18 protein-coding genes and 2 tRNA genes are annotated in these 19,613 nt (G+C 64.2%); 5 read left to right on the forward strand and 15 right to left on the reverse strand.

Features of this window, described 5'->3' with window-relative positions; all coding sequences use genetic code 11:
• Positions 1 to 127: 127 nt before the first annotated feature.
• The 3 genes from H0X91_RS11945 (at position 128) to H0X91_RS11955 (ending at position 1,723) form a co-directional block, all read left to right on the forward strand.
• A complete protein-coding gene (locus H0X91_RS11945; protein ID WP_012492558.1) occupies positions 128 to 844 on the forward strand; it encodes a YdcF family protein in 717 nt (238 codons plus the stop codon).
• Between the two features lie 209 nt (positions 845 to 1,053).
• Positions 1,054 to 1,329 carry a hypothetical protein gene (locus tag H0X91_RS11950; RefSeq protein ID WP_006486101.1) on the forward strand — a complete coding sequence of 92 codons (276 nt, stop codon included), beginning with the start codon at positions 1,054 to 1,056 and terminating at the stop codon, positions 1,327 to 1,329.
• 136 nt (positions 1,330 to 1,465) lie between these two features.
• On the forward strand, positions 1,466 to 1,723 hold the full coding sequence (locus H0X91_RS11955) for a hypothetical protein (RefSeq protein ID WP_006486090.1): 258 nt from the start codon (positions 1,466 to 1,468) through the stop codon (positions 1,721 to 1,723).
• 47 nt (positions 1,724 to 1,770) lie between these two features.
• Here H0X91_RS11955 and H0X91_RS11960 read toward each other — a convergent pair whose 3' ends face one another.
• The 4 genes from H0X91_RS11960 to H0X91_RS11975 form a co-directional block, all read right to left on the reverse strand.
• The gene (locus H0X91_RS11960; RefSeq protein ID WP_006495355.1) at positions 1,771 to 2,061 is read right to left on the reverse strand and encodes a putative quinol monooxygenase; all 291 of its coding nucleotides are present in this window, start codon (positions 2,059 to 2,061) and stop codon (positions 1,771 to 1,773) included.
• Positions 2,062 to 2,595: 534 nt separating this feature from the next.
• Positions 2,596 to 3,804, reverse strand: a complete 1,209-nt coding sequence (gene bamC / locus H0X91_RS11965) for an outer membrane protein assembly factor BamC (protein WP_012492557.1) — start codon at positions 3,802 to 3,804, stop codon at positions 2,596 to 2,598.
• Positions 3,805 to 3,944: 140 nt separating this feature from the next.
• Positions 3,945 to 4,021 (reverse strand) — tRNA-Pro (locus tag H0X91_RS11970).
• Positions 4,022 to 4,152: 131 nt separating this feature from the next.
• Positions 4,153 to 4,866 (reverse strand): class I SAM-dependent methyltransferase, encoded by a 714-nt coding sequence (locus tag H0X91_RS11975; protein ID WP_006495357.1) that lies wholly within the window; start codon positions 4,864 to 4,866, stop codon positions 4,153 to 4,155.
• A gap of 319 nt (positions 4,867 to 5,185) precedes the next feature.
• Here H0X91_RS11975 and H0X91_RS11980 point away from each other — a divergent pair, with 319 nt between their 5' ends.
• The gene (locus tag H0X91_RS11980) at positions 5,186 to 6,064 is read left to right on the forward strand and encodes a tyrosine-protein phosphatase (protein WP_006486109.1); all 879 of its coding nucleotides are present in this window, start codon (positions 5,186 to 5,188) and stop codon (positions 6,062 to 6,064) included.
• 294 nt (positions 6,065 to 6,358) lie between these two features.
• Positions 6,359 to 8,569, forward strand: a complete 2,211-nt coding sequence (locus tag H0X91_RS11985; protein WP_062884572.1) for a hypothetical protein — start codon at positions 6,359 to 6,361, stop codon at positions 8,567 to 8,569.
• Between the two features lie 81 nt (positions 8,570 to 8,650).
• Here H0X91_RS11985 and H0X91_RS11990 read toward each other — a convergent pair whose 3' ends face one another.
• From H0X91_RS11990 to H0X91_RS12040, 11 genes are all read right to left on the reverse strand, one after another.
• Entirely contained in the window at positions 8,651 to 9,064 is a 414-nt protein-coding gene (locus H0X91_RS11990; RefSeq protein ID WP_006486110.1) for a MerR family transcriptional regulator, read from the reverse strand.
• 58 nt (positions 9,065 to 9,122) lie between these two features.
• Positions 9,123 to 9,509: an integration host factor subunit alpha gene (locus H0X91_RS11995; protein WP_006486093.1), complete on the reverse strand. Its 387-nt coding sequence runs from the start codon at positions 9,507 to 9,509 to the stop codon at positions 9,123 to 9,125.
• Positions 9,510 to 9,581: 72 nt separating this feature from the next.
• Entirely contained in the window at positions 9,582 to 12,011 is a 2,430-nt protein-coding gene (gene pheT / locus H0X91_RS12000) for a phenylalanine--tRNA ligase subunit beta (RefSeq protein ID WP_062884573.1), read from the reverse strand.
• A gap of 98 nt (positions 12,012 to 12,109) precedes the next feature.
• Positions 12,110 to 13,123 (reverse strand): phenylalanine--tRNA ligase subunit alpha, encoded by a 1,014-nt coding sequence (gene pheS, locus H0X91_RS12005; protein WP_006486107.1) that lies wholly within the window; start codon positions 13,121 to 13,123, stop codon positions 12,110 to 12,112.
• A gap of 148 nt (positions 13,124 to 13,271) precedes the next feature.
• The gene (gene rplT / locus H0X91_RS12010; RefSeq protein WP_004192938.1) at positions 13,272 to 13,631 is read right to left on the reverse strand and encodes a 50S ribosomal protein L20; all 360 of its coding nucleotides are present in this window, start codon (positions 13,629 to 13,631) and stop codon (positions 13,272 to 13,274) included.
• Between the two features lie 30 nt (positions 13,632 to 13,661).
• Positions 13,662 to 13,859, reverse strand: coding sequence for a 50S ribosomal protein L35 (gene rpmI, locus H0X91_RS12015; RefSeq protein WP_004191477.1), 198 nt, complete (start codon positions 13,857 to 13,859; stop codon positions 13,662 to 13,664).
• 190 nt (positions 13,860 to 14,049) lie between these two features.
• Complete coding sequence (infC, locus tag H0X91_RS12020; RefSeq protein WP_071734130.1) at positions 14,050 to 14,574, reverse strand: translation initiation factor IF-3; 525 nt, start codon at positions 14,572 to 14,574, stop codon at positions 14,050 to 14,052.
• 49 nt (positions 14,575 to 14,623) lie between these two features.
• Complete coding sequence (gene thrS, locus H0X91_RS12025) at positions 14,624 to 16,531, reverse strand: threonine--tRNA ligase (protein WP_062884574.1); 1,908 nt, start codon at positions 16,529 to 16,531, stop codon at positions 14,624 to 14,626.
• A gap of 270 nt (positions 16,532 to 16,801) precedes the next feature.
• Positions 16,802 to 16,878 (reverse strand) — tRNA-Val (locus tag H0X91_RS12030).
• An 85-nt stretch (positions 16,879 to 16,963) separates the two neighbouring features.
• Positions 16,964 to 19,198, reverse strand: a complete 2,235-nt coding sequence (locus tag H0X91_RS12035) for a RelA/SpoT family protein (RefSeq protein WP_006486099.1) — start codon at positions 19,196 to 19,198, stop codon at positions 16,964 to 16,966.
• Between the two features lie 39 nt (positions 19,199 to 19,237).
• Entirely contained in the window at positions 19,238 to 19,591 is a 354-nt protein-coding gene (locus H0X91_RS12040) for a RidA family protein (protein ID WP_006486103.1), read from the reverse strand.
• Positions 19,592 to 19,613: the final 22 nt, after the last annotated feature.

Raw genomic sequence — 19,613 nt, forward strand, 5'->3', positions numbered from 1 at the left:
AAGCGGCGCGCCGGGCGGGGTCTCCGCCCGCCGAAACCGCCACCGATTCTGGAGGCCGACGTTGTTCGGCGTCGCGTCAGGGCCGGATCGTCAGCCGTCCATAAAAAGACACCATACCCCAATCAAATTGATTCTGTTCGATTCATTTGTACTTCTCTTCATCGGTTTCATGCTCTGCCGCAAGCGGCGTCGAACCATTTCGATCGTCGCCGCTGCGCTGTTCTGGCTGCTCGCGACGGGCTGGCTCGCCGCGCCGCTGATCGCCTGGAGCGAGGCAGGCGTCACGCCGGTCGAGCATCCCGACATGCATGGACGAACCACGCTGATCCTCATCGGCGCCGGCACGCTTCGCACCGATGCCGGATTGCAGCCGCCGCCCGACGGCGCCGCGCGCATCCGCAAGATTGCGGCGCTCTATCGCACGTGCCGGCAGCAGGCCGAACGCTGCACCGTGGTGATGTCGGGCGGCGACCCGCAGCATCACGGCGATACCGAGGCGGCCGTCTACGGGCGCCAGCTCGTCGCGCAAGGCGTGGCGCCGGCCGACCTCGTGCTCGAACCGAACAGCCGTACAACCTACGAAAACGCGAAATTCACTGCGTCTATACTACGCTCACAGTATGACGACGCGCGCATTCTCGTCACGTCGTCGTACCAGATGCGCCGGGCGCTGCTCGATTTCCGCCGCTTCGGCATCGATCCGCAACCCGTTTATGCGAATCTCCGGCGCGCGCAGACGGGGTGGCTGCCGCGCTGGCGCAATGTGGCCAACGCCGAACACGCGCTGCACGAGCTGGTCGGGATCGCGCAATTCCACGTGTATCGTTGGCTCGGCTGGTTTTGACGACCGCATGGAAATCTCCGCACTCCCCTGGATGGCAGGCGCGTGACGAACCGCGCGAAGTGTTGCGCGACTTCAACGGAGCCTTGCGTCGTGCGGCGATCCGGTGCACATTGATCCGTCACTTTTGTTACACTCGACACGCACTCGATTGCAGTCGCCAGACAAAACGGCAACACTCGGGTTCATCACCACTTAGCGGAGGTAAAGCAATGAAGAAGACGTCCCTGGCTATCCTGGTAGCGATGTCGGCGCTGACTGGCGCAGCGTATGCGCAAGAGAGCACGCAGATCCAGACCATCACCGATCCGGCCAAGATCGCCGAGATCGAGCAGCGTGCACAAGCGCTGCAACAGCAGCAAGCGGCCGAAGCGGCTCAGCCGGCGGCGCAGGAAGAGCATCACCACGGCAAGAAGGCTGCGCATCACAAGGCAGCTGCGAAGAAGGCCGGCAAGAAGGCAAAGGCTGCAGACGCTGCCAGCCAGTAAGTTCGGCGGCACCGCATCAGCGAAAAGCCGAATCCGGGCAACCGGGTTCGGCTTTTTTGGTTGCGGCGCCCGCGCGCTGTGCTAAAGTCGCGCACCGAAATTTTCCACCCGTGCGCACCCCGGTGCGGAGGACAGCATGAGCAACATTCAACTCGACATCGAGTGGACCGAAGCCGCCACTCGCAAGATCAAGCAACTGATGCCCCGCGGCTCGGACGACGCGTTCCTCGCGCTGCCGCCGATCGAGTGCCTGCCGATGGAGGGCGACGTGCTGTTCCTCGGCCCGCAAGGCAAGCAGCAACCGTTCATCGTTGCCGAGCGCCAGTATCACCATGACGGCGACGCAGACTGGACGATCATCCTGATTCTCGACGTACCCAGCGCGTCGCACTGACGCGCCGCCGCGACCGGACACGTCCGGTCGCCCCACCCGGCTCAGGCTCACACGAGCTTCGACAGCACGCGGATTTCGGAACGCTCGATCCAGTCCGCGGCCGCTTCGCGATAAGCGAGAATATGCGCGGAACGCGCATGAGCGGCCAGCGCCTCCTCGCTCTCCCAACGCTCGACGAATACGAACCGCGCGGGCTCCTTCAGATCCCGGTGCAGGTCGTACTGCAACGCGCCGGCTTCGTTGCGGGTGGGCTCGACGATTCCCTCGAGCACGGCGCGCAGTTTTTCCTCGGCCCCCGGCTTCGCCACGATCAGCGCCACGACTGCAATTTCCGCCATTCCCGCCTCCTTCATCCGAAAAAGTCCGAGAATACGCGAATCCCGCGCCGCACATCGGCTACCCGGATACGACATGGCGACGGCACCCAAAAAAATAGCCCGCGCTTCAGAGAAGCGCGGGCGAAACCGTCGCCCTACGAGGATAGGCGACGGGGCCATCGAGATCCGCACGCTGGCGCGGACCATCATCTGTTGCGCCGACGCTTGGCGCGTCGGCATGTAAAGGCGTCGATCCCGTTGTTCATGCGCTCGCCGCGCATTCCCGGTCCCTGACGCTGTCCTCCCTGTTCTAACGATTCCAACCTATAAAGCAGGTTGCGTGCCAGGCATTACACGCGCAATATTCCATTGATTTATAAGGAAAAATTTTTAGATCGGCGACAATGTGACACGTGTTCTGTCGTCGTAACGCGGGGATGTTACGTAACGTCACGAGAAGGGACGGGCCCCGCCGAACATGCGCACACGCTGGCGAGCGGACATGAAAAAAGCCCGCCGAATGGCGGGCTTTTCAAGGGTGCGGAGACGCCGGGATCAGCGGAGCTGATTCACGAGCAACCCCATGATCTGGCGAGCGGCCGACGACGAATCGATTGCGCCCGAATCGTCGACGACCGCGACACGCGTCTGATCGGCCGTAAGCGCCTTCACGTTGACGCGATACTGCTTCGCCTGCTTTTCCTTCTTGCCGTGGAACAGCTGGCTCCAGAAGCCCTGCTCGGCCGAGCTCAGATCCTTCGGATCGACATAGCGCACGAAATACAGGCCCTTCGTGCGATCGCGATCGTCGACCGTGAAATTCGCGCGATCGAGCGCGAGACCGACGTGCAGCCACGACCGATCGTACGGCTCGCCGAGCGTGACTTCGGACGGCACGGCCGCTTCGGCCGCGTCATTGCCTTGCGCCGACGTACGCGAGACGTTCTGCGCAGCGATCGCCGCGGCAGCCTTCGACGACGCGTCGGCATCGGCCTTCTTGTCCTTCGAGACCGCGTTGTCCTTGATGTTCGCGATCGGCGGTTCGCCGTTCTTCGCGCGCTGCTCGTTCTGCGCGAGCACGGCCATCAGCCGCTTCAGGTATTCCGTCTCGAGCGCCGGATCGTTCGGCTTCGGTTCCCACTTGCTCGAATCGTTGTTCGCGCCGGTGATCGCCTCGCGCATGCCCTTCTGGCTGATGAACACGTAGGTGCCGCCGTTCGGCGCCGAATCGAGACGCGTGCGGTACTTGTTGCGCTCGGCCGTCACATACGAATTGCCCATCGCCTTTGAGATCACGCTGCGGATCAAGCCGTCGTTGATCTGCGGATGGGTTTCGTTCCAGTCGGTTTCCATCACGCCCTTGTCGCGCTGGTCGACGACGAGCAGGAAGCCCTGCTCCTGCCAGAAACGGCGAACCTGCGGCCAGATCGCGGCCGGCTGCTTGCCGTCGATCACGAGCCAGCTTTCGGTGCCGTCGCGCTGGATATGCATGCCGGCGACGGCCGGCGCGACGGTGTCCAGCGCAGGCGCGGCCTGCTGGACCTGCTGGAGCGCGGACAGGGAAGTCGCGCCGCCCTGGGGCGGCAGCGAACGCTGATCGGCCGTCTCGTCGAGCATGTTGGGCGGCACTGCGAGCGACGCTTCCTTCGATTTCGAATCGCTCTTGTAGTCCACTTTCGTGGGCGACGACGTACCGCAACCGGCGACGAGCGCGCCGGTGGCGAGCACTGCAGCGAACCGCATGGTAAGACGAAGATCAGTCATGTTCGGGGAATCCTCTTCCGCTAAATCACGGCGCTTTCCGTGGATCAACCTTGCATTTTACCGGGGCCGCGTTGCGATGTGCAAAAAAGCGGCGGCCAAGAAAAAACCCGCGTCAGCTTCAGCTGACGCGGGTTCTTGTCTGGTCGGGGCGAGAGGATTTGAACCTCCGACCACCTGCACCCCATGCAGGTACGCTACCAGGCTGCGCTACGCCCCGAAAGAAAAAAATTATAACAGACAGTTTCCCGATTTAGAACGGGTCGCATGCATTTTGTGAATGTTCTCGTGCAATTTTTTGGCGTGATGGCGGCGATGCAGGCAATCCGCGGCACTCACCGCGCATCGTCGTCACCGCTTGCGTGCGACGCAGATGACCGTCAGGCCGGCGACGCGATTGAAGCGGAACATCGGCAGCTCGATGCGGCAGATCGTCTTCAGCAAGCCGTTGACGAACGGATGATGACGACGCAGTTGCGACGCAGGCTCGCGCGGCTGCGAACGCGCCCGCTCGCCCAGCCGCAACGCGGCCGCGAGCGGAAACGTGAGGCCGAAATAATAGGCGCCGTGCTCGACGTCGAGCCCGGCACGCCGCACCACGCCCTCGAGGCCGCCGAGCGTATACCTGCGCTTGTGTTCGAGGAAATCGTCGTGGCCGCTCCACAGGAACTGGAACGCGGGCACCGTGATCAGGAACCGGCTGCCCGACGGCGCACCCTGCACGTACTGCGTCAGCAGCCCGACGTCGTCGTCGACATGCTCGAGCACGTCCATCAGCAACACGAGATCGGCATCGAATCGATCGACGGCGCGCCGAAAGTGGATGGGCTTGCCGGCCGCCTCGCCGTCGCTGTCGTCGGCATAGCTCGTATCGACACACCACGCTTCCGTCGCTTGCGTGCGTTCGAGCAGATGCTTCGAGAAAAAACCGGAGCCCGCACCGACGTCGAGTATCCGGTTCGCGCCCGACGCGCCCAGGAACCGGCGAATCGCGCTCGCCTTCGACGCGTAGTACCAGTGATCGCCCACCCCCGCACCGAGTACGTCGACTTCCTTCAGGTCCATGGCGCTTCCCCGTGATGGCTGCCGTGTCGTGATGTCGAACCCGCCACTGATGCCGATCTTACCTCGCCGCCATCGCCGCGCGTATCGGTCGATGCCCGGGGCCGCGCCGCTACCCGGCATTCGCCCCTAATCGAAAAGGACGATGGCCGCTTGACGGCAAATCGCTACCGTGCGGTAAGCCGGCGCGAGATCGACGTGCCCGGCAAGCCGTCCGACTGCATGCCGATCGATCCGGCTCGCCCCGGCCTTGCCATGTCGCGCGCGGGCAGCGGCACCGCGGTCGCGACGCCTGGTAACCGTCTCCGACACAGGGCATCGAATGCATCAGAAAAACGAAATTTCCCGTCGACATTTTCTCCGGCTGGGCGCCGGCACGATCGGCATCGCGCTGGGAAGCGCGTCGCTGCTGTCGGCATGCGGCGGCGACGCGATAGCGGTCGCGCCGGTCACGACGCCGCGGCTGGCGTCCGCGTCGAACTTTCGCGACACGGCCGGGCCGGACGGAACCGGCTACGTGACGACCAGCGGCGCGAAGATGAAGAAAGGCGCGATCTATCGCTCGTCCGCGCTCGCGCTGTCCGCCGCCGACGTCGCGACCGTCGGCACGCTCGGCATCACGCAGGTCGATGACCTGCGCACGCCCGCCGAGATCAAGACGCAACCCGATGTACCGCTCGCCGGCGCCGCCTGGCAAAACCTCAACGTGCTCGGGGCCGCCAGTATCGACCCGATTCCGACGACCGGCGCGACCGCGACGGCATTCATGCTGAGCATGTATCGCGCATTCGTCACGTCGGACAGCGCGCACGCCAGCTACCACGCGCTGTTCACCGGCTTCGCGGGCAGCGGCGACAACCGGGTGTTCCACTGCACGGCCGGCAAGGATCGCACCGGCTGGGCGACCGCCATTCTGCACTCGATCCTCGGCATCTCCGGGCAAACGATTCTGGCCGACTACCTGCTGACCAACGTCTATAGCGCAGCCGATATCGCCGCTTCGGTCGCCCACGCCCGACAAGCCGGCGGACAAAACGCGGCGGACATGATGACCGCACTGCAAGGCGCACACGCCGACTATCTGCAGGCGGCCTTCGATCAGGTCGCGACGTCGTACGGCTCGATGGCGTCGTACCTCGAGAACGGCCTGCAACTCGATCCGGCTACGCAAAACGCGATCCGGGAGCGCCTGCTGGTCTGACCGGCCGTTGCTGTGCGCATCCGGTGAAACCCGCGCCGGCCAAGGCCGGCCGCGGTTTTTCAGGGCTGCCTCGAAAGACGCCGACCGCCGGCCCGCACAAACCAAACGGCCGTTTGATACGGCCGTTCATCCACCGCGAATCCGTTGTCTGGCCGCCCGCCGGCGCCCCGCGCCCGGGCGTCCGTTGTTTGGTAACGCCGCTCTAGCGCGCTATGACACACTGCACGGCATCGACGCTCGCGCCGTGCAGTCGCGCGCGCCGCCGTCGATCAAGACAAGACATGGAGACAGACGATGCGGAATGCGGTCCGGCGCGGCCATCGCTCGCCTTTGGCAATTTTCGACTGGTTTTCCGGCCTGCGACGCACGGTCGCCCCGGGATCGCCCACGACGTCCCGCGTGTTCGGCTGCGGCGCGCTGGCGCTTGCAGTCCTCTGCACCGGCTGCGCGGAATCGGCCGCGCAGCGCGACAGCAACACGTCCATCGCATCGACGAAGATCGAACGCACCAAGGCCGAGCGGCTCGCGCGCGAACAGCAGATCGCGCGCACCGTGCCGTCGCTCGCATCGATCAGCCTCACGCAGCCGCGCCCGTTCACGCTGCGCGACTCGGGCCAGAACGGCGCGATGACGTTCCTGCGCGACATCGATTTCCGCATCGTCAACAACCTCGGCTTCTTCATCCACCAGTTGTCGGCCACGCTCGTGCCGACGCAGGCCGGCGCGCCGATCGTCTTCGACGATCCGACGAGCTTCGAGATCGACGTACATGAAGGCACGGTGACGCTCGACAATGCGAAGCTGACCGCCCTCTTCAACACCTACATCTTCGGCTATCGCAACGCGCCGCTGCGCAAGCTCGCGGTGTCGGCCGGCGACGGCGTGATCCATCTGCAAGGCGAGATGCAGCGCGACGGCTGGGTACCGTTCTCGCTGACCGGCACGCTCGCGATCCGCGACGGCAGCCAGCTCGTGTTCCACCCGACCGGCGTACGCGTGTCGGGTATCAACGCGCAGCCGGTGATGCGCGCGGCCAACGTGAAGATGGCCGACCTGCTGAAGGTGCAGACCCCGATCGCGCAACTTGCCGGCGACGATCTCGTGATGGCGGTCGACAAGCTGATGCCGCCACCGCGCCTGAAGCTCACGATCACCGCCGTGCGCGTGACGCCGGCAGGCCTCGACCTGAAGCTCGACGACGGCACGCATGCCGGCTTCGCGATGCCGGCGAATGCCCCGCAGCAGGCGATGTACATCCGCGGCGGCGACGTGAAGTTCATGCGCTCGATGCCGATGAACGCCGACATCCTGATCGGTCCAGTCGATTCGTCGAAGCGCGAGCAGACGTTCGTGTTCGACCTGTATCACTATCGCGACCAGGTGTCGGCCGGTTACTTCAACTTCGACGAAAGCGGCGCGATGGCGATCCGGATGCCTTCGTATACGGGCCCGGCGAGCGGCGCGCTGCTCGGCAACGCGGCGGCGCGCCTGAACGACAGCTTCCTCGCCGCGCAGCAGACTGCGCTGCGCGACGTGCGCCAGCACTGGGAAGCGTACGCGCTCGCGGCGGACGCGATGCGGCCCGGCATGCAGAAGGTCGCGATGCGGCGCACGTCGACGACGCCGTTCAACGAACGGCACGTGTCGAACCGCAACCCGACGATCCATCTGCGCAACGTCGACTTCAACCTGTCCGGCGATATCGGCTTTCATGTCGAGGATCTCGACGTGGAACTCGTGTCGAGGCGGCCCGGCGAACCGGTCGATCTCGACGATCCGAACCAGTACGACATCCGCATTCTCGGCGGCACGGTCGTCGAATCGTGGAAGGCGATGTCGGCGCTCTTCAACAACTACCTGCTCGACTATTCGCCGCGTTCGCTGAACGACCTGCAACTGAGCGCGGACGGGCAGAACCTGCGCGTCCAGGGCGGCATCAAGCTGTGGAATCACGTGCCGGGGGTCTGGCTGCCGACCGACATGAAGGGCTCGCTGACGGTGCTCGACGACCGGCACCTCGCCTTCAAGCCGTCGCAGGTGTCGGTGCTCGGCATCCCGCAGGCGACGCTGCTGCGCTCGCTCGGCATCGAGCTCGCGTCGCTGACGCCGTTGCGCCGACGCGGCGCGGAACTGCGCGGCGACACGCTCGTACTCGACCAGTACACCGTGTTCCCGCCGCCCGTGCTGAACGGCAAGCTCGGCCAGGCAACGGTCGAACGCGACGGCTTGCGTCTCACGTTCCGGCGCGCAGCGGGTGCACCCACGCCGAAGCGGCCGCAGATCGATGCACCGAGCTACATGTGGATGGAAGGCGGCGACATGAAGATGTTCAACGTGCTGGAACTGAACGTGCGCGCGTTGATCCGGAATTCGGCCGAGGCGGGCCCGATGCGGTTCGACCTGTACGGATACCGCAGCCAGGTCGCGCAGGGCTCGGTGCGGATGCTGCCGGACGGCACGCTGGTCGTCGACATCGGGCAGAAGAATCCGCTCGCATCGCGCTGATCCGCATGCGCGACCCGCATGAAAAAGCCCGGTGGCAGGTCGCCAACCGGGCTTTTTCAATGCTGCCTGCGCGCCGTGCGCTCAGTCGTGTTTCAGTCCGTCGATCACGTCCAGCAACGCCTGCCGCAACGCGATGACGTCGACGGTTGCGCCCGGCTTGGCCGCCCCACGCGCATCGACGGCCTGCGCGTCGGATTCGGCTGGCTCCGCCGCGGCCCGCTCGCTGCCCGGCGAATCGAGCCGGTTGCGCGCGCCGTTGATCGTGAAGCCCTGCTCGTACAGCAATTCGCGAATCCGCCGGATCAGCAGCACTTCGTGATGCTGGTAATACCGCCGGTTGCCGCGCCGCTTCACCGGCCGCAGTTGAGTGAATTCCTGTTCCCAGTAACGCAGCACATGTGGTTTGACCCCGCACAGTTCGCTGACTTCGCCGATCGTGAAGTAGCGCTTCGCGGGAATCGGAGGCAAGACGACTTTCTCAACCGTGGTGGTCATCGTCGGTTAACCGTCGGTAAAGGGTGCGCGGCGGCCGCGCGGGGCGTGGGCGCGCGTCTTACTCCGCGCCGTTTTCGACCAGCGCCTTCAGCTTCTGGCTCGCGTGGAAGGTTACCACCCGGCGGGCCGCGATCGGAATCGCCTCGCCCGTCTTCGGATTGCGGCCCGGACGCTGCGGCTTGTCGCGCAACTGGAAATTGCCGAACCCCGACAGCTTGACGCTTTCACCGTTTTCGAGCGCGTCGCGGATCACTTCGAAAAACGCCTCGACCATGTCCTTCGCTTCACGCTTGTTCAGCCCGACGCTGTCGAATAGCAGCTCCGCCAGTTCCGCCTTCGTCAGCGTCGGCGTCTCGGTGGACGCCGGCGCCGAAGCGTCGCGGTTCATCGCGCTGCGTTGCGCCGTCAGGAGGGCTTCGAATTCACTCGAGGTCATGTCGTTCATATCTGCCATACAGCGCGTTGAATCAAAACTTACGATGGAAAAAAGCCGCCCGCGAACGGGCGGGCCCTCTCCTTAGCCGCGCAGGCGCGCCCCAGCGCGAGCCATCCGCTCGACCAGCGTCTGAATCGCCTGGTCGACGACCTCGTCCTGCAGCGTGCCAGCCGCATCCTGCAGCGTCACGCGGAAGGCAAGGCTCTTCTCGTTCGCGGCAAGACCACCGGAAGTATTTGATTTTGCACGAAATTCGTCGAAGAGTACAACCTTCTGAACGAATCGGCAGGCCTCTTCGGCAAGCGCCTTCTTCATTTCGTCGAAAAGTGCCTGAACCTCGACCGCCTGATCGACGACAACGGCGATATCGCGACGGACCGGCGGGAATTTCGACACGTCGGTCGGCGCGGGCAGCGCACGGGCGATCAGCGCGTCCGCGTCGATCTCGAACATCACCGGCGGGTGCGGCAGCTCGTATTTCTGCATCAGGCGCGGATGCAACTCGCCGATCCAGCCGACCGCGCGGCCATCGATTTCGATGCGTGCGCTGCGGCCCGGATGAAGGGCCGGATGCTCGGCCTTCACGAAACGCGCAACCGCCGGCGCGAGCAGCGCTTCGAGATCGCCCTTCACGTCGAAGAAATCGACCGCGCGGGTCGTCACGCCCCACTGCTCGTCGAGTGCCGGACCGTACGCCAGCGCGCCGACGCGCTTGGGCTGCGCATGGCCTTCGACCGCCAGCTCGCCGGCCTTCACCGACGGATCGGCGACGAACACGCGCCCCGATTCGAACACGCGCACGCGATCGGCACGGCGGTTCAGGTTGTGGCGCAGCACGGCGATCAGGCTGCCGAACAGCGTCGTACGCATCACCGAGAGCTGGCTCGCGATCGGGTTCAGCAGGCGGATCGGGTTGTCGTTGCCCGCGAAATCGTGCTCCCACTCCGCATCGACGAAGCTGAAGTTGACGGTTTCCGCGTAGTCGCGCGCGGCCAGCGCGTGACGGATGTCGTGGATCGACCGCCGCGTCTCGTGGGTCGCGCGCATTTCGCTCGTCGCGACCGGCGGCCGGGCCGGGATCTTCTCGAAGCCGTAGATGCGCGCCACTTCCTCGATCAGGTCTTCCTCGATCTCGATGTCGAAGCGATGCGACGGCGGCGTGACGAGGAACGCGTCGTCTTCACGCTCGAACGGCAGGCCGAGGCGCGTGAAGATGTCCGCGATCTCGTCGGCGTCGATCTTCACGCCGATGATGCGGTTCGCGCGCGACACACGCATCTTCACCGGCGCGCGCTGCGGCAGGTTCACCGCCTGATCGTCGACCGGGCCGGCCTTGCCGCCGCAGATCTCGAGAATCAGCTGCGTGATGCGCTCGACGTGCTCGACGGTCGTCGCGTAATCGACGCCGCGCTCGAAGCGATGCGCCGCATCGGTCGAGAAGTTGTACTTGCGCGCGCGGCCGCGGATGCTGTCCGGCCACCAGAACGCGGCTTCCAGATAGATATTGGTCGTATCGAGCGTGACGGCCGTGCTGTCGCCGCCCATGATGCCGGCCAGGCTTTCGACCTGACGGTCGTCCGCGATCACGCCGACCGTTTCGTCGAGTTCGACCGTATTGCCGTTGAGCAGCTTCAGCGATTCGCCGCGCTTGCCCCAGCGCACTTCGATGCCGCCGTGGATCTTGTCGAGATCGAACACGTGCGACGGGCGGCCGAGTTCGAACATCACGTAGTTCGAGATGTCGACGAGCGCGGACACGCTGCGCTGGCCCGAACGCTCGAGGCGCTCGACCATCCACTGCGGCGTCTTCGCATGCGCGTTCACGCCGCGGATCACGCGGCCCGAGAAGCGGCCGCACAGATCGGGCGCAGCGATGCGCACGGGCAGTGTTTCGTCGAGCTCGACGTTCACCGGGCGGATGTCGACCGGCGTCAGCGGTGCGCCGGTGATCGCGGCCGTCTCGCGGGCGATACCGAACACCGACAGGCAGTCGGCCTTGTTCGGCGTCAGCTTGATTTCGAAGATCGTGTCGTCGAGATTGAGGGTCTCGCGGATGTCCTGACCGACCGGCGTGTCTTCCGGCAGGATCAGCAGCCCGCTGTGATCCTCGGACAACTTCAGCTCGCGCGCCGAGCACAGCATCCCCTGGCTCTCCACGCCGCGCAGCTTCGACAGCTTGATCGCGAACGGCTTGCCGCCCTCTTCCGCCGGCGGCAGTTCCGCACCGACCAGCGCGACCGGCACCTTGATGCCGGGCGCCACGTTCGGCGCGCCGCACACGATGTTCAGCGTCGCGCCGGTGCCGGCGTCGACCTGGCAGACATTGAGCTTGTCCGCATCCGGATGCTTGACGACTTCGAGCACGCGGCCCACGACGATCTTCGACGTCGGCGGCGCAGCCTTGCTCAGCGATTCGACTTCGAGCCCCGCCATCGTCAGCGCGTGCGACAGCTCGTCGGTCGTCAGCTGCGGGTCGACAAAGATTCTCAACCAGGATTCAGGGAATTGCATGGATGTCTACGTTCGAAACAGGTTAGATCGACGCCCGGGCCCCGTCGGAAACGTCCATCGGGGGCGTGCGCGGGCACAGGTCGGCGCAACGAGCGGCGTTATGCGAACTGGCGCAGGAAACGCAGGTCGTTCTCGAAGAACAGCCGCAGATCCTGGACGCCGTAGCGCAGCATCGTCAGGCGCTCGAGGCCGCTGCCAAACGCAAAACCGATGTAGCGCTCGGGGTCGAGGCCCATGTTGCGGATCACGGTCGGATGCACCTGCCCCGAGCCGGAAATTTCGAGCCACTTGCCGGCGTTCTTGCCTTGCTCGAACATCATGTCGATCTCGGCCGACGGTTCCGTGAACGGGAAATACGACGGACGGAAGCGCACGAGGATGTCGTCGCGCTCGAAGAATTTTTTCAGGAAGTCGGTATAGACGCCCTTGAGGTCGGCGAAGCTGATGTTTTCGTCGATCCACAGCCCCTCGACCTGATTGAACATCGGCGAGTGGGTCGCATCGCTGTCGACGCGATACGTGCGGCCCGGCGCGATCACCTTGATCGGCGGACGGTTCATGCGCGCATAACGCACCTGCATCGGGCTCGTGTGCGTGCGCAGCAGCAGCTGGCGGCCGTCGGCATCCTTGCCTTCGACGTAGAAGGTGTCCTGCATCGAACGCGCCGGATGGTTCTCCGGGCTGTTCAGCGACGTGAAGTTGTACCAGTCGGTCTCGATTTCGGGGCCGTCGGCCACGTCGAAACCGATCGAGCCGAAAATCTGTTCGACCCGCTCCCACGTGCGCATCACGGGGTGCAGGCTGCCGGCGCCGGCGCCGCGGCCGGGCAACGTCACGTCGATCGCTTCGGCAGTGAGGCGCTGATTCAGCAGCGCGTCGGCCAGCGCCTGGCGACGGGCGGTGAGCGCGGCTTCAACCTGCTGCTTCGCGACGTTGATGCGGGCGCCTTCGGTCTTGCGTGCTTCGGGATCGAGCTTGCCGAGGCCCTTCAGCAACTCGGTCAGCGCACCCGATTTGCCGAGAAATCGTGCTTTCTCGTTTTCGAGCGTGGTGATGTCGGCAGCCTGTTCGAAGGACTGCTGCGCGTCGGCGACAATCTGGTCCAGATCCATAGATCCCATCATTTCCAACGTCATTCGGTCTTGGCGAGCGAAACCGCCCACCAAACAAAAAAGGGGCTCGGAAGAGCCCCGTTTTCGCTGCAGCGGCCGAGACTACCGGAACCTCGCTGCAACTAACCACGCAGTGCTAATTTCGCAATTAGGCTGCAACGGCGGCTTTCACCTGCTTGACGATCGCAGCAAAAGCAGCCTTGTCGAACACCGCCATGTCGGCCAGCACCTTACGGTCGAGTTCGATCGACGCCTTCTTCAGGCCGTTGATGAACACGCTGTAGGTCATGTCGTGCTGGCGAACTGCCGCGTTGATACGCGTGATCCACAGTGCGCGGAACACACGCTTCTTGTTGCGGCGATCGCGGTACGCATACTGACCAGCGCGCATCACCGCCTGCTTGGCGATGCGGTAGACGTTATTGCGGCGGCCGCGATAACCCTTGGCCAGGTTGATGATCTTCTTGTGGCGGGCCCGTGCGGTTACCCCACGTTTGACTCGAGGCATGTTTCTCTCCTTGGAGTATCAGTTGAGGGGTTACGCGAACGGGAGCATCGCGCGGACGGAGTTCAGATCGGAATCATGAACTGCCGTTGCGCCGCGCAGATGGCGCTTGTTCTTCGTGGTTTTCTTGGTCAGGATGTGGCGCTTGAAGGCTTGACCGCGCTTGACGGTACCGCCCGGACGCACCACGAAGCGCTTTGCAGCGCTCTTCTTGGTCTTCATCTTAGGCATGACGAACAACTCCAGTTTATTAGATGGCGATGGGTGTGCGGTTGGCTTGCGCCCTTGACCCGCCCTTCGAAACCCAGTCCACTTGTGTACGGCGACCCGCTTGCGCAGCCGCCGTCATTGTTGGCGCGCCGCCCTGACCGGGCAACGCGCCGAACCACTGTCGAACCTGCGCGCGACGCGCGCGGGCCCGTTACTTCTTTTTCTTCGGCGAGAGCACCATGATCATCTGGCGCCCTTCCATCTTCGGCATCTGCTCGACCTGGCCGACTTCCTCGAGATCCGTGCGCAGACGTTCGAGCATCCGCATACCGATTTCCTGGTGAGCCATTTCACGGCCGCGGAAACGCAACGTGATCTTCGTCTTGTCGCCCTCTTCGAGGAAGCGCACGAGATTGCGGAGCTTGACGTTGTAATCCCCGTCATCGGTACCCGGGCGGAACTTGACTTCCTTGACCTGGATGACCTTCTGCTTCAGCTTCGCTTCGTGCTGCTTCTTCGATTCCTGGTACTTGAACTTGCCGTAATCCATCAGACGGCAAACCGGCGGCACCGCTTGCGGCGCGATTTCCACCAGGTCAACATCCAGTTCTTCCGATTTACGGAAAGCGTCAGCGAGTTTTACGATACCGAGCGGTTCGTTCTCGATCCCGACCAGGCGCACTTCCGGCGCAGTGATTTCACCGTTGATGCGGTGCGACGACTTATCAGTAGCGATGTTACGTTTCCTCTAAAAATTAAAAAAACGAGCCGCGCTGCCAGGGCGGTTACTTGAACGAGCGCAGGTCTTCCTGCAGACGCTCAACGAAGGCTTCGACCGGCATTACGCCAAGATCGACGCCGCCACGGGCACGCACGGCTACCGTTTGCGCATCACGCTCCTTATCGCCCACGACGAGGAGATAAGGCACCTTTTCCAGCGTGTGCTCGCGTATTTTATAGCTAATCTTCTCGTTGCGCAAATCGGCCGCCACTCTAACCCCTTGTTTTTGCAACGATTGGGCCAGAGACTTCGCATATTCGGCCTGACTTTCGGCGATATTGAGCACAATTGCCTGATACGGCGCGAGCCAGACCGGCATTGCACCAGCATGGTGCTCGATCAAAATGCCGAGGAAACGCTCCATCGAACCGACGATCGCGCGGTGCAGCATCACCGGCCGGCGGCGGCTGTTGTCTTCCGCGACGTATTCGGCACCCAGGCGCTCCGGCAGCACCATGTCGAGCTGAAGCGTGCCGCACTGCCACGAGCGGCCGAGCGCGTCCTTGATGTGGTACTCGATCTTCGGGCCGTAGAACGCGCCCTCACCTGGCAACTCTTCCCACGTGAGACCACAAGCCGTCAGCGCATCGCGCAAACCTTGCTCGGCACGATCCCACGTCTCGTCCGTACCGGCACGCTGGTCGGGGCGCAGCGACAGCTTGATGTCGATGTGATCGAAACCGAAATCCTTGTACACGCTCATGGCCAGCGTGTTGAACGCGATCGATTCCGAGATGAATTGATCTTCCGTACAGAAGATGTGCGCATCGTCCTGCACGAAGCCGCGCACGCGCATCAGGCCGTGCAGCGCGCCCGACGCCTCGTTGCGGTGGCACGAGCCGAATTCCGCGTAACGCAGCGGCAGATCGCGGTACGAACGCAGGCCGTGCTTGAACACCTGGACGTGCCCCGGACAGTTCATCGGCTTGATCGCGTAGTCGCGCTTCTCCGACTCCGTCGTGAACATGTTCTCGCGATAGTTCTGCCAGTGGCCCGACGCTTCCCATAGCGAGCGGTCCATGATCATCGGCGTCTTGATCTCGAGATAGCCGGCCTCGTTGACGCGGCGGCGCATGTACTGCTCGACCTGCTGCCACAGCGCCCAGCCCTTCGGATGCCAGAACACCATGCCCGGCGACTCTTCCTGCATGTGGAACAGGTCGAGCTGCTTGCCCAGCTTGCGGTGGTCGCGCTTTTCCGCTTCCTCGAGCATGTGCAGGTACTGGTCCTGGTCTTCCTTCTTCGTCCAGGCCGTGCCGTAGATGCGCTGCAGCTGCTCGTTCTTCGAATCGCCGCGCCAGTACGCGCCCGCGACCTTCATCAGCTTGAAGACCTTCAGCTTGCCGGTGGACGGCACGTGCGGGCCGCGGCACAGATCGGTGAAGCCGCCGTGCGAGTACAGCTTGATTTCGTCGCTTTGCGGAATCGATTCGATGATCTCGGCCTTGTACTTCTCGCCGATGCTGCGGAAATAACCGGCCGCCTCGTCGCGCGACACGACACGGCGCGTGACCGGCTCGTCCTTCTTCGCGAGTTCCTGCATGCGCTTTTCGATCTTTTCGAGATCTTCCGGCGTAAACGGGCGGTTGTACGAGAAGTCGTAATAGAAACCGTTGTCGATCACCGGACCGATCGTCACCTGCGCGTCCGGATACAGTTCCTTCACCGCATACGCGAGCAAGTGGGCGGTCGAGTGGCGGATGATGTCGAGGCCGTCGGCATCCTTGTCCGTGACGATCGCGAGCGACGCGTCGCGGTCGATCACCGTCGACGTATCGACGAGCTCGCCATCGAGCTTGCCACCAAGCGCAGCCTTCGCAAGGCCGGGACCGATCGAGGCCGCAACCTCGGCAACTGTCACCGGATGCTCGTATTGTCGAACTGAGCCGTCAGGCAAGCGTATCGAAACCATAGCAATCTCCGTGATGCCGACAGTGGGCGGCAGACCAGGTACGCGAGATCGAACTCACGCGTGAAAATTCGCGACAAAAAAAATGCGGCCCCGCTTTCGAGGGGCCGCATTCGATACTTCACTCAAACTGAAAGGGCGAAAACGTTCCTCGACTAGCGTCGCTCCGAAGTGGTTTCGGTCAACGTTCGCGGTGTCATAACCGTATTCGCCTTGTTCGCGTTGAGTTGTGTACTGCATCGAACACCCGGAGGCCGGGCATTCTCAATTCGTTGGTAGGCTCGATTGGACTCGAACCAACGACCCCCACCATGTCAAGGTGGTGCTCTAACCAGCTGAGCTACGAGCCTAGAGAAGCTAAGATTATATGGAGCCGTTACGGGCTTGGCAAGTGTTTTTATGCGGTCGCAGCAAAATAACGCGGTTCCAACCCCATCACACCTTCCGCCCCGCCCGCACGACGCCCTGCACCTCGCCGAGCAGCGTACATGCGCGCTGCACCTGCGCCGAATTCGATACCTCGACCGTGAACTGCATGAATGCCGCATTGCGGCGGCTCTGCGTCTTCACGCCCACGACGTTGATCTTTTCGCGTGCGAACACTTCGGAGATATCGCGCAGCAACCCTTGCCGGTCGCTCGCCTCGATCATCAGGTCGACCGGATAGACGGACGCGCCGCGCCCGCCCAGCACGTCGGCCGACCACGTCGTCTGCAGCACGCGTTCCGGCGCACGCTCGACCATCCGGCGAAACGTCGGGCAGTCGGTGCGGTGGATCGACATCCCCTTGCCGCGCGTGACGAAACCGCTGATCGGATCGGGCGGCGCCGGACGGCAGCAGCGCGCCAGTTGCGTCAGCAACGCGTCGACGCCGACCACCAGCACGCCGGTCGACGCGCCGTGCGCGACGCTCGCGCCGCTGCTGCGCTTCTCGAAATCGGCCGGCGCCTCGGGCGCCGGTTCCGGCGGCGGTGCGTCGGACAGCGCGTGCTCGACGTTGCGCAGGCTGAATTCTTCCTTGCCGACGACCGAGAACAGCTCCTCGGGCGACTTGAAGCCGAGCTTCGCGGCGAGGTTGTCCAGGTTGACCGACGTCTTGCCCTCGCGCTGCAGCGTCTTTTCGACCAGCGCACGACCATGCGCGACGTTTTCTTCCTGCTCGATCGAGTTGAACCACGCGCGCACCTTCTGCCGTGCACGCGGGCTCTTCAGGTAACCGAGCTGCAGGTTCAGCCAGTCGCGCGACGGGCCGCCTTCCTTCACCGCGACGATCTCGACCGTCTGGCCGTTCGCGAGCGACGTGTTCAGCGGCACCATCACGCCGTCGACGCGCGCGCCACGGCAGCGATGGCCGAGCTCGCTGTGCAGGTGGTACGCGAAATCGACCGGCGTCGCGCCCTGCGGCAGCGCGATCACGCGCGCCTGCGGCGTCAGCACGTAGATGTGATCGTCGTCGAGCGACGTCTCGCGCAATTGCGCCCACGCCTGGTCGCCCGACACTTCGGTGCCGTCCTCGACGTCGTCCTTCCACGCGAGCAACTGGCGCAGCCACGCAATCTTCTCGTCGTACTTGTCGCTCGCCGAGAACTGGCCGCCATAGCCACGCGCGCCGGCCTCCTTGTAGCGCCAGTGCGCGGCAACGCCGTACTCGGCGAAGCGATGCATCTCCTGCGTGCGGATCTGCACTTCGAACGCACGGCCGTCGTCGCCGATCACGACCGTATGCAGCGACTTGTAGCCGTTCGGCTTCGGCCGCGAGATGTAGTCGTCGAATTCCTTCGGCACCGGCTGCCACAGGTGATGCACGATGCCGAGCACCGCGTAGCAATCCTTGATGTCGGGCACGATCACGCGAAACGCGCGCACGTCGTACAGCTCGGAGAAATCGAGCTCCTTGCCGCGCATCTTGCGCCAGATGCTGTAGATATGCTTCGGCCGGCCGCTCACGTCGGCCTGGATGTGCGCTTCCGCGAGCTCGTGCTGCAGCCGCGCGATCGCCTGCGTGACGTACGCCTCGCGCTCGATGCGCTTTTCGTCGAGCAGCTTCGCGATCCGCTTGTAGGTGACGGGATCCTCGAAGCGGAACGCGAGATCCTCGAGCTCCCACTTCAGTTGCCAGATACCGAGACGGTTCGCGAGCGGCGCATAGATCTCGAGCGTCTCGCGCGCGACGTCGGGCGGCGGATCGAGCTTCGCGGCCGCGTAATAGCGCAGCGACTGCAACCGCGACGCGAGCCGGATCAGCACCACGCGAATGTCCTGCGCGAAGGCGAGCAGCATCTTGCGCAGCGCCTCGATCTGCGTGCGCCGCTCTTCCGCCGCGTCGCGCCCGGAGTCGGGCTTTGCGTTCTGCGCGGCGCGCAGGCTCACGGTACCGAGCCGCAACAGCTTGCGCACGTCGGACACGAGCCGCGCGACCTCGTCGCCGAAACGTTCGGTCAGCTCGCGCTCGGGGTCGCTCAGGTGCGGCGTCAGCACGAACAGCGCGGCGGCCTGCATCGCGGACGGATCGACGTTCAGCGTGCGCATGATCGCCGCCGTGCCCGCCGAGTGGTCGGCGAGCAGCTCGCCCGACGACAGGCGCGCGTCGCCGGCCCGCTCGCGCACGAACGCGAGCACGTCGTCGAACGACGGCGCCGCGACGGGAGAGGCGGAAACGGATTCGGTCATTGCACGGCCTGCCGGAATACGGTCATCGTCGGATAACGCTCAGCTCCGCTGCGCGGCGACGACCACGATCTCGACGAGCAGCGCCGGATCGGCGAGCTTCGCCTCGACGGTGGCGCGCGGCGGCGTGTTGCCCGGCGCGACCCATGCATCCCACTCCGCATTCATGCCTTCGAAGTTCGCGAGATCCGAGATGTAGATCTGCACCGACAGCAGATGCGCCTTGTCGCTGTTCGCTTCGGCGAGCAGGCGGTCGATGTGGCCGAGCACTTCGCGCGTCTGGCCGCGGATGTCCTGCGTGGTGTCTTCGGCGATCTGGCCGGCCAGATACACGGTGCCGTTGTGGATCGCGGTTTCGGAGAGCCGGGCCCCGACGTGGTGACGAATGACTGCCATGAAAATGTTCCGGTCGTGATGA

Origin of the sequence: Burkholderia sp. 9777_1386 (assembly GCF_015712265.1) — a bacterium.
Lineage (GTDB): Bacteria > Pseudomonadota > Gammaproteobacteria > Burkholderiales > Burkholderiaceae > Burkholderia > Burkholderia cenocepacia.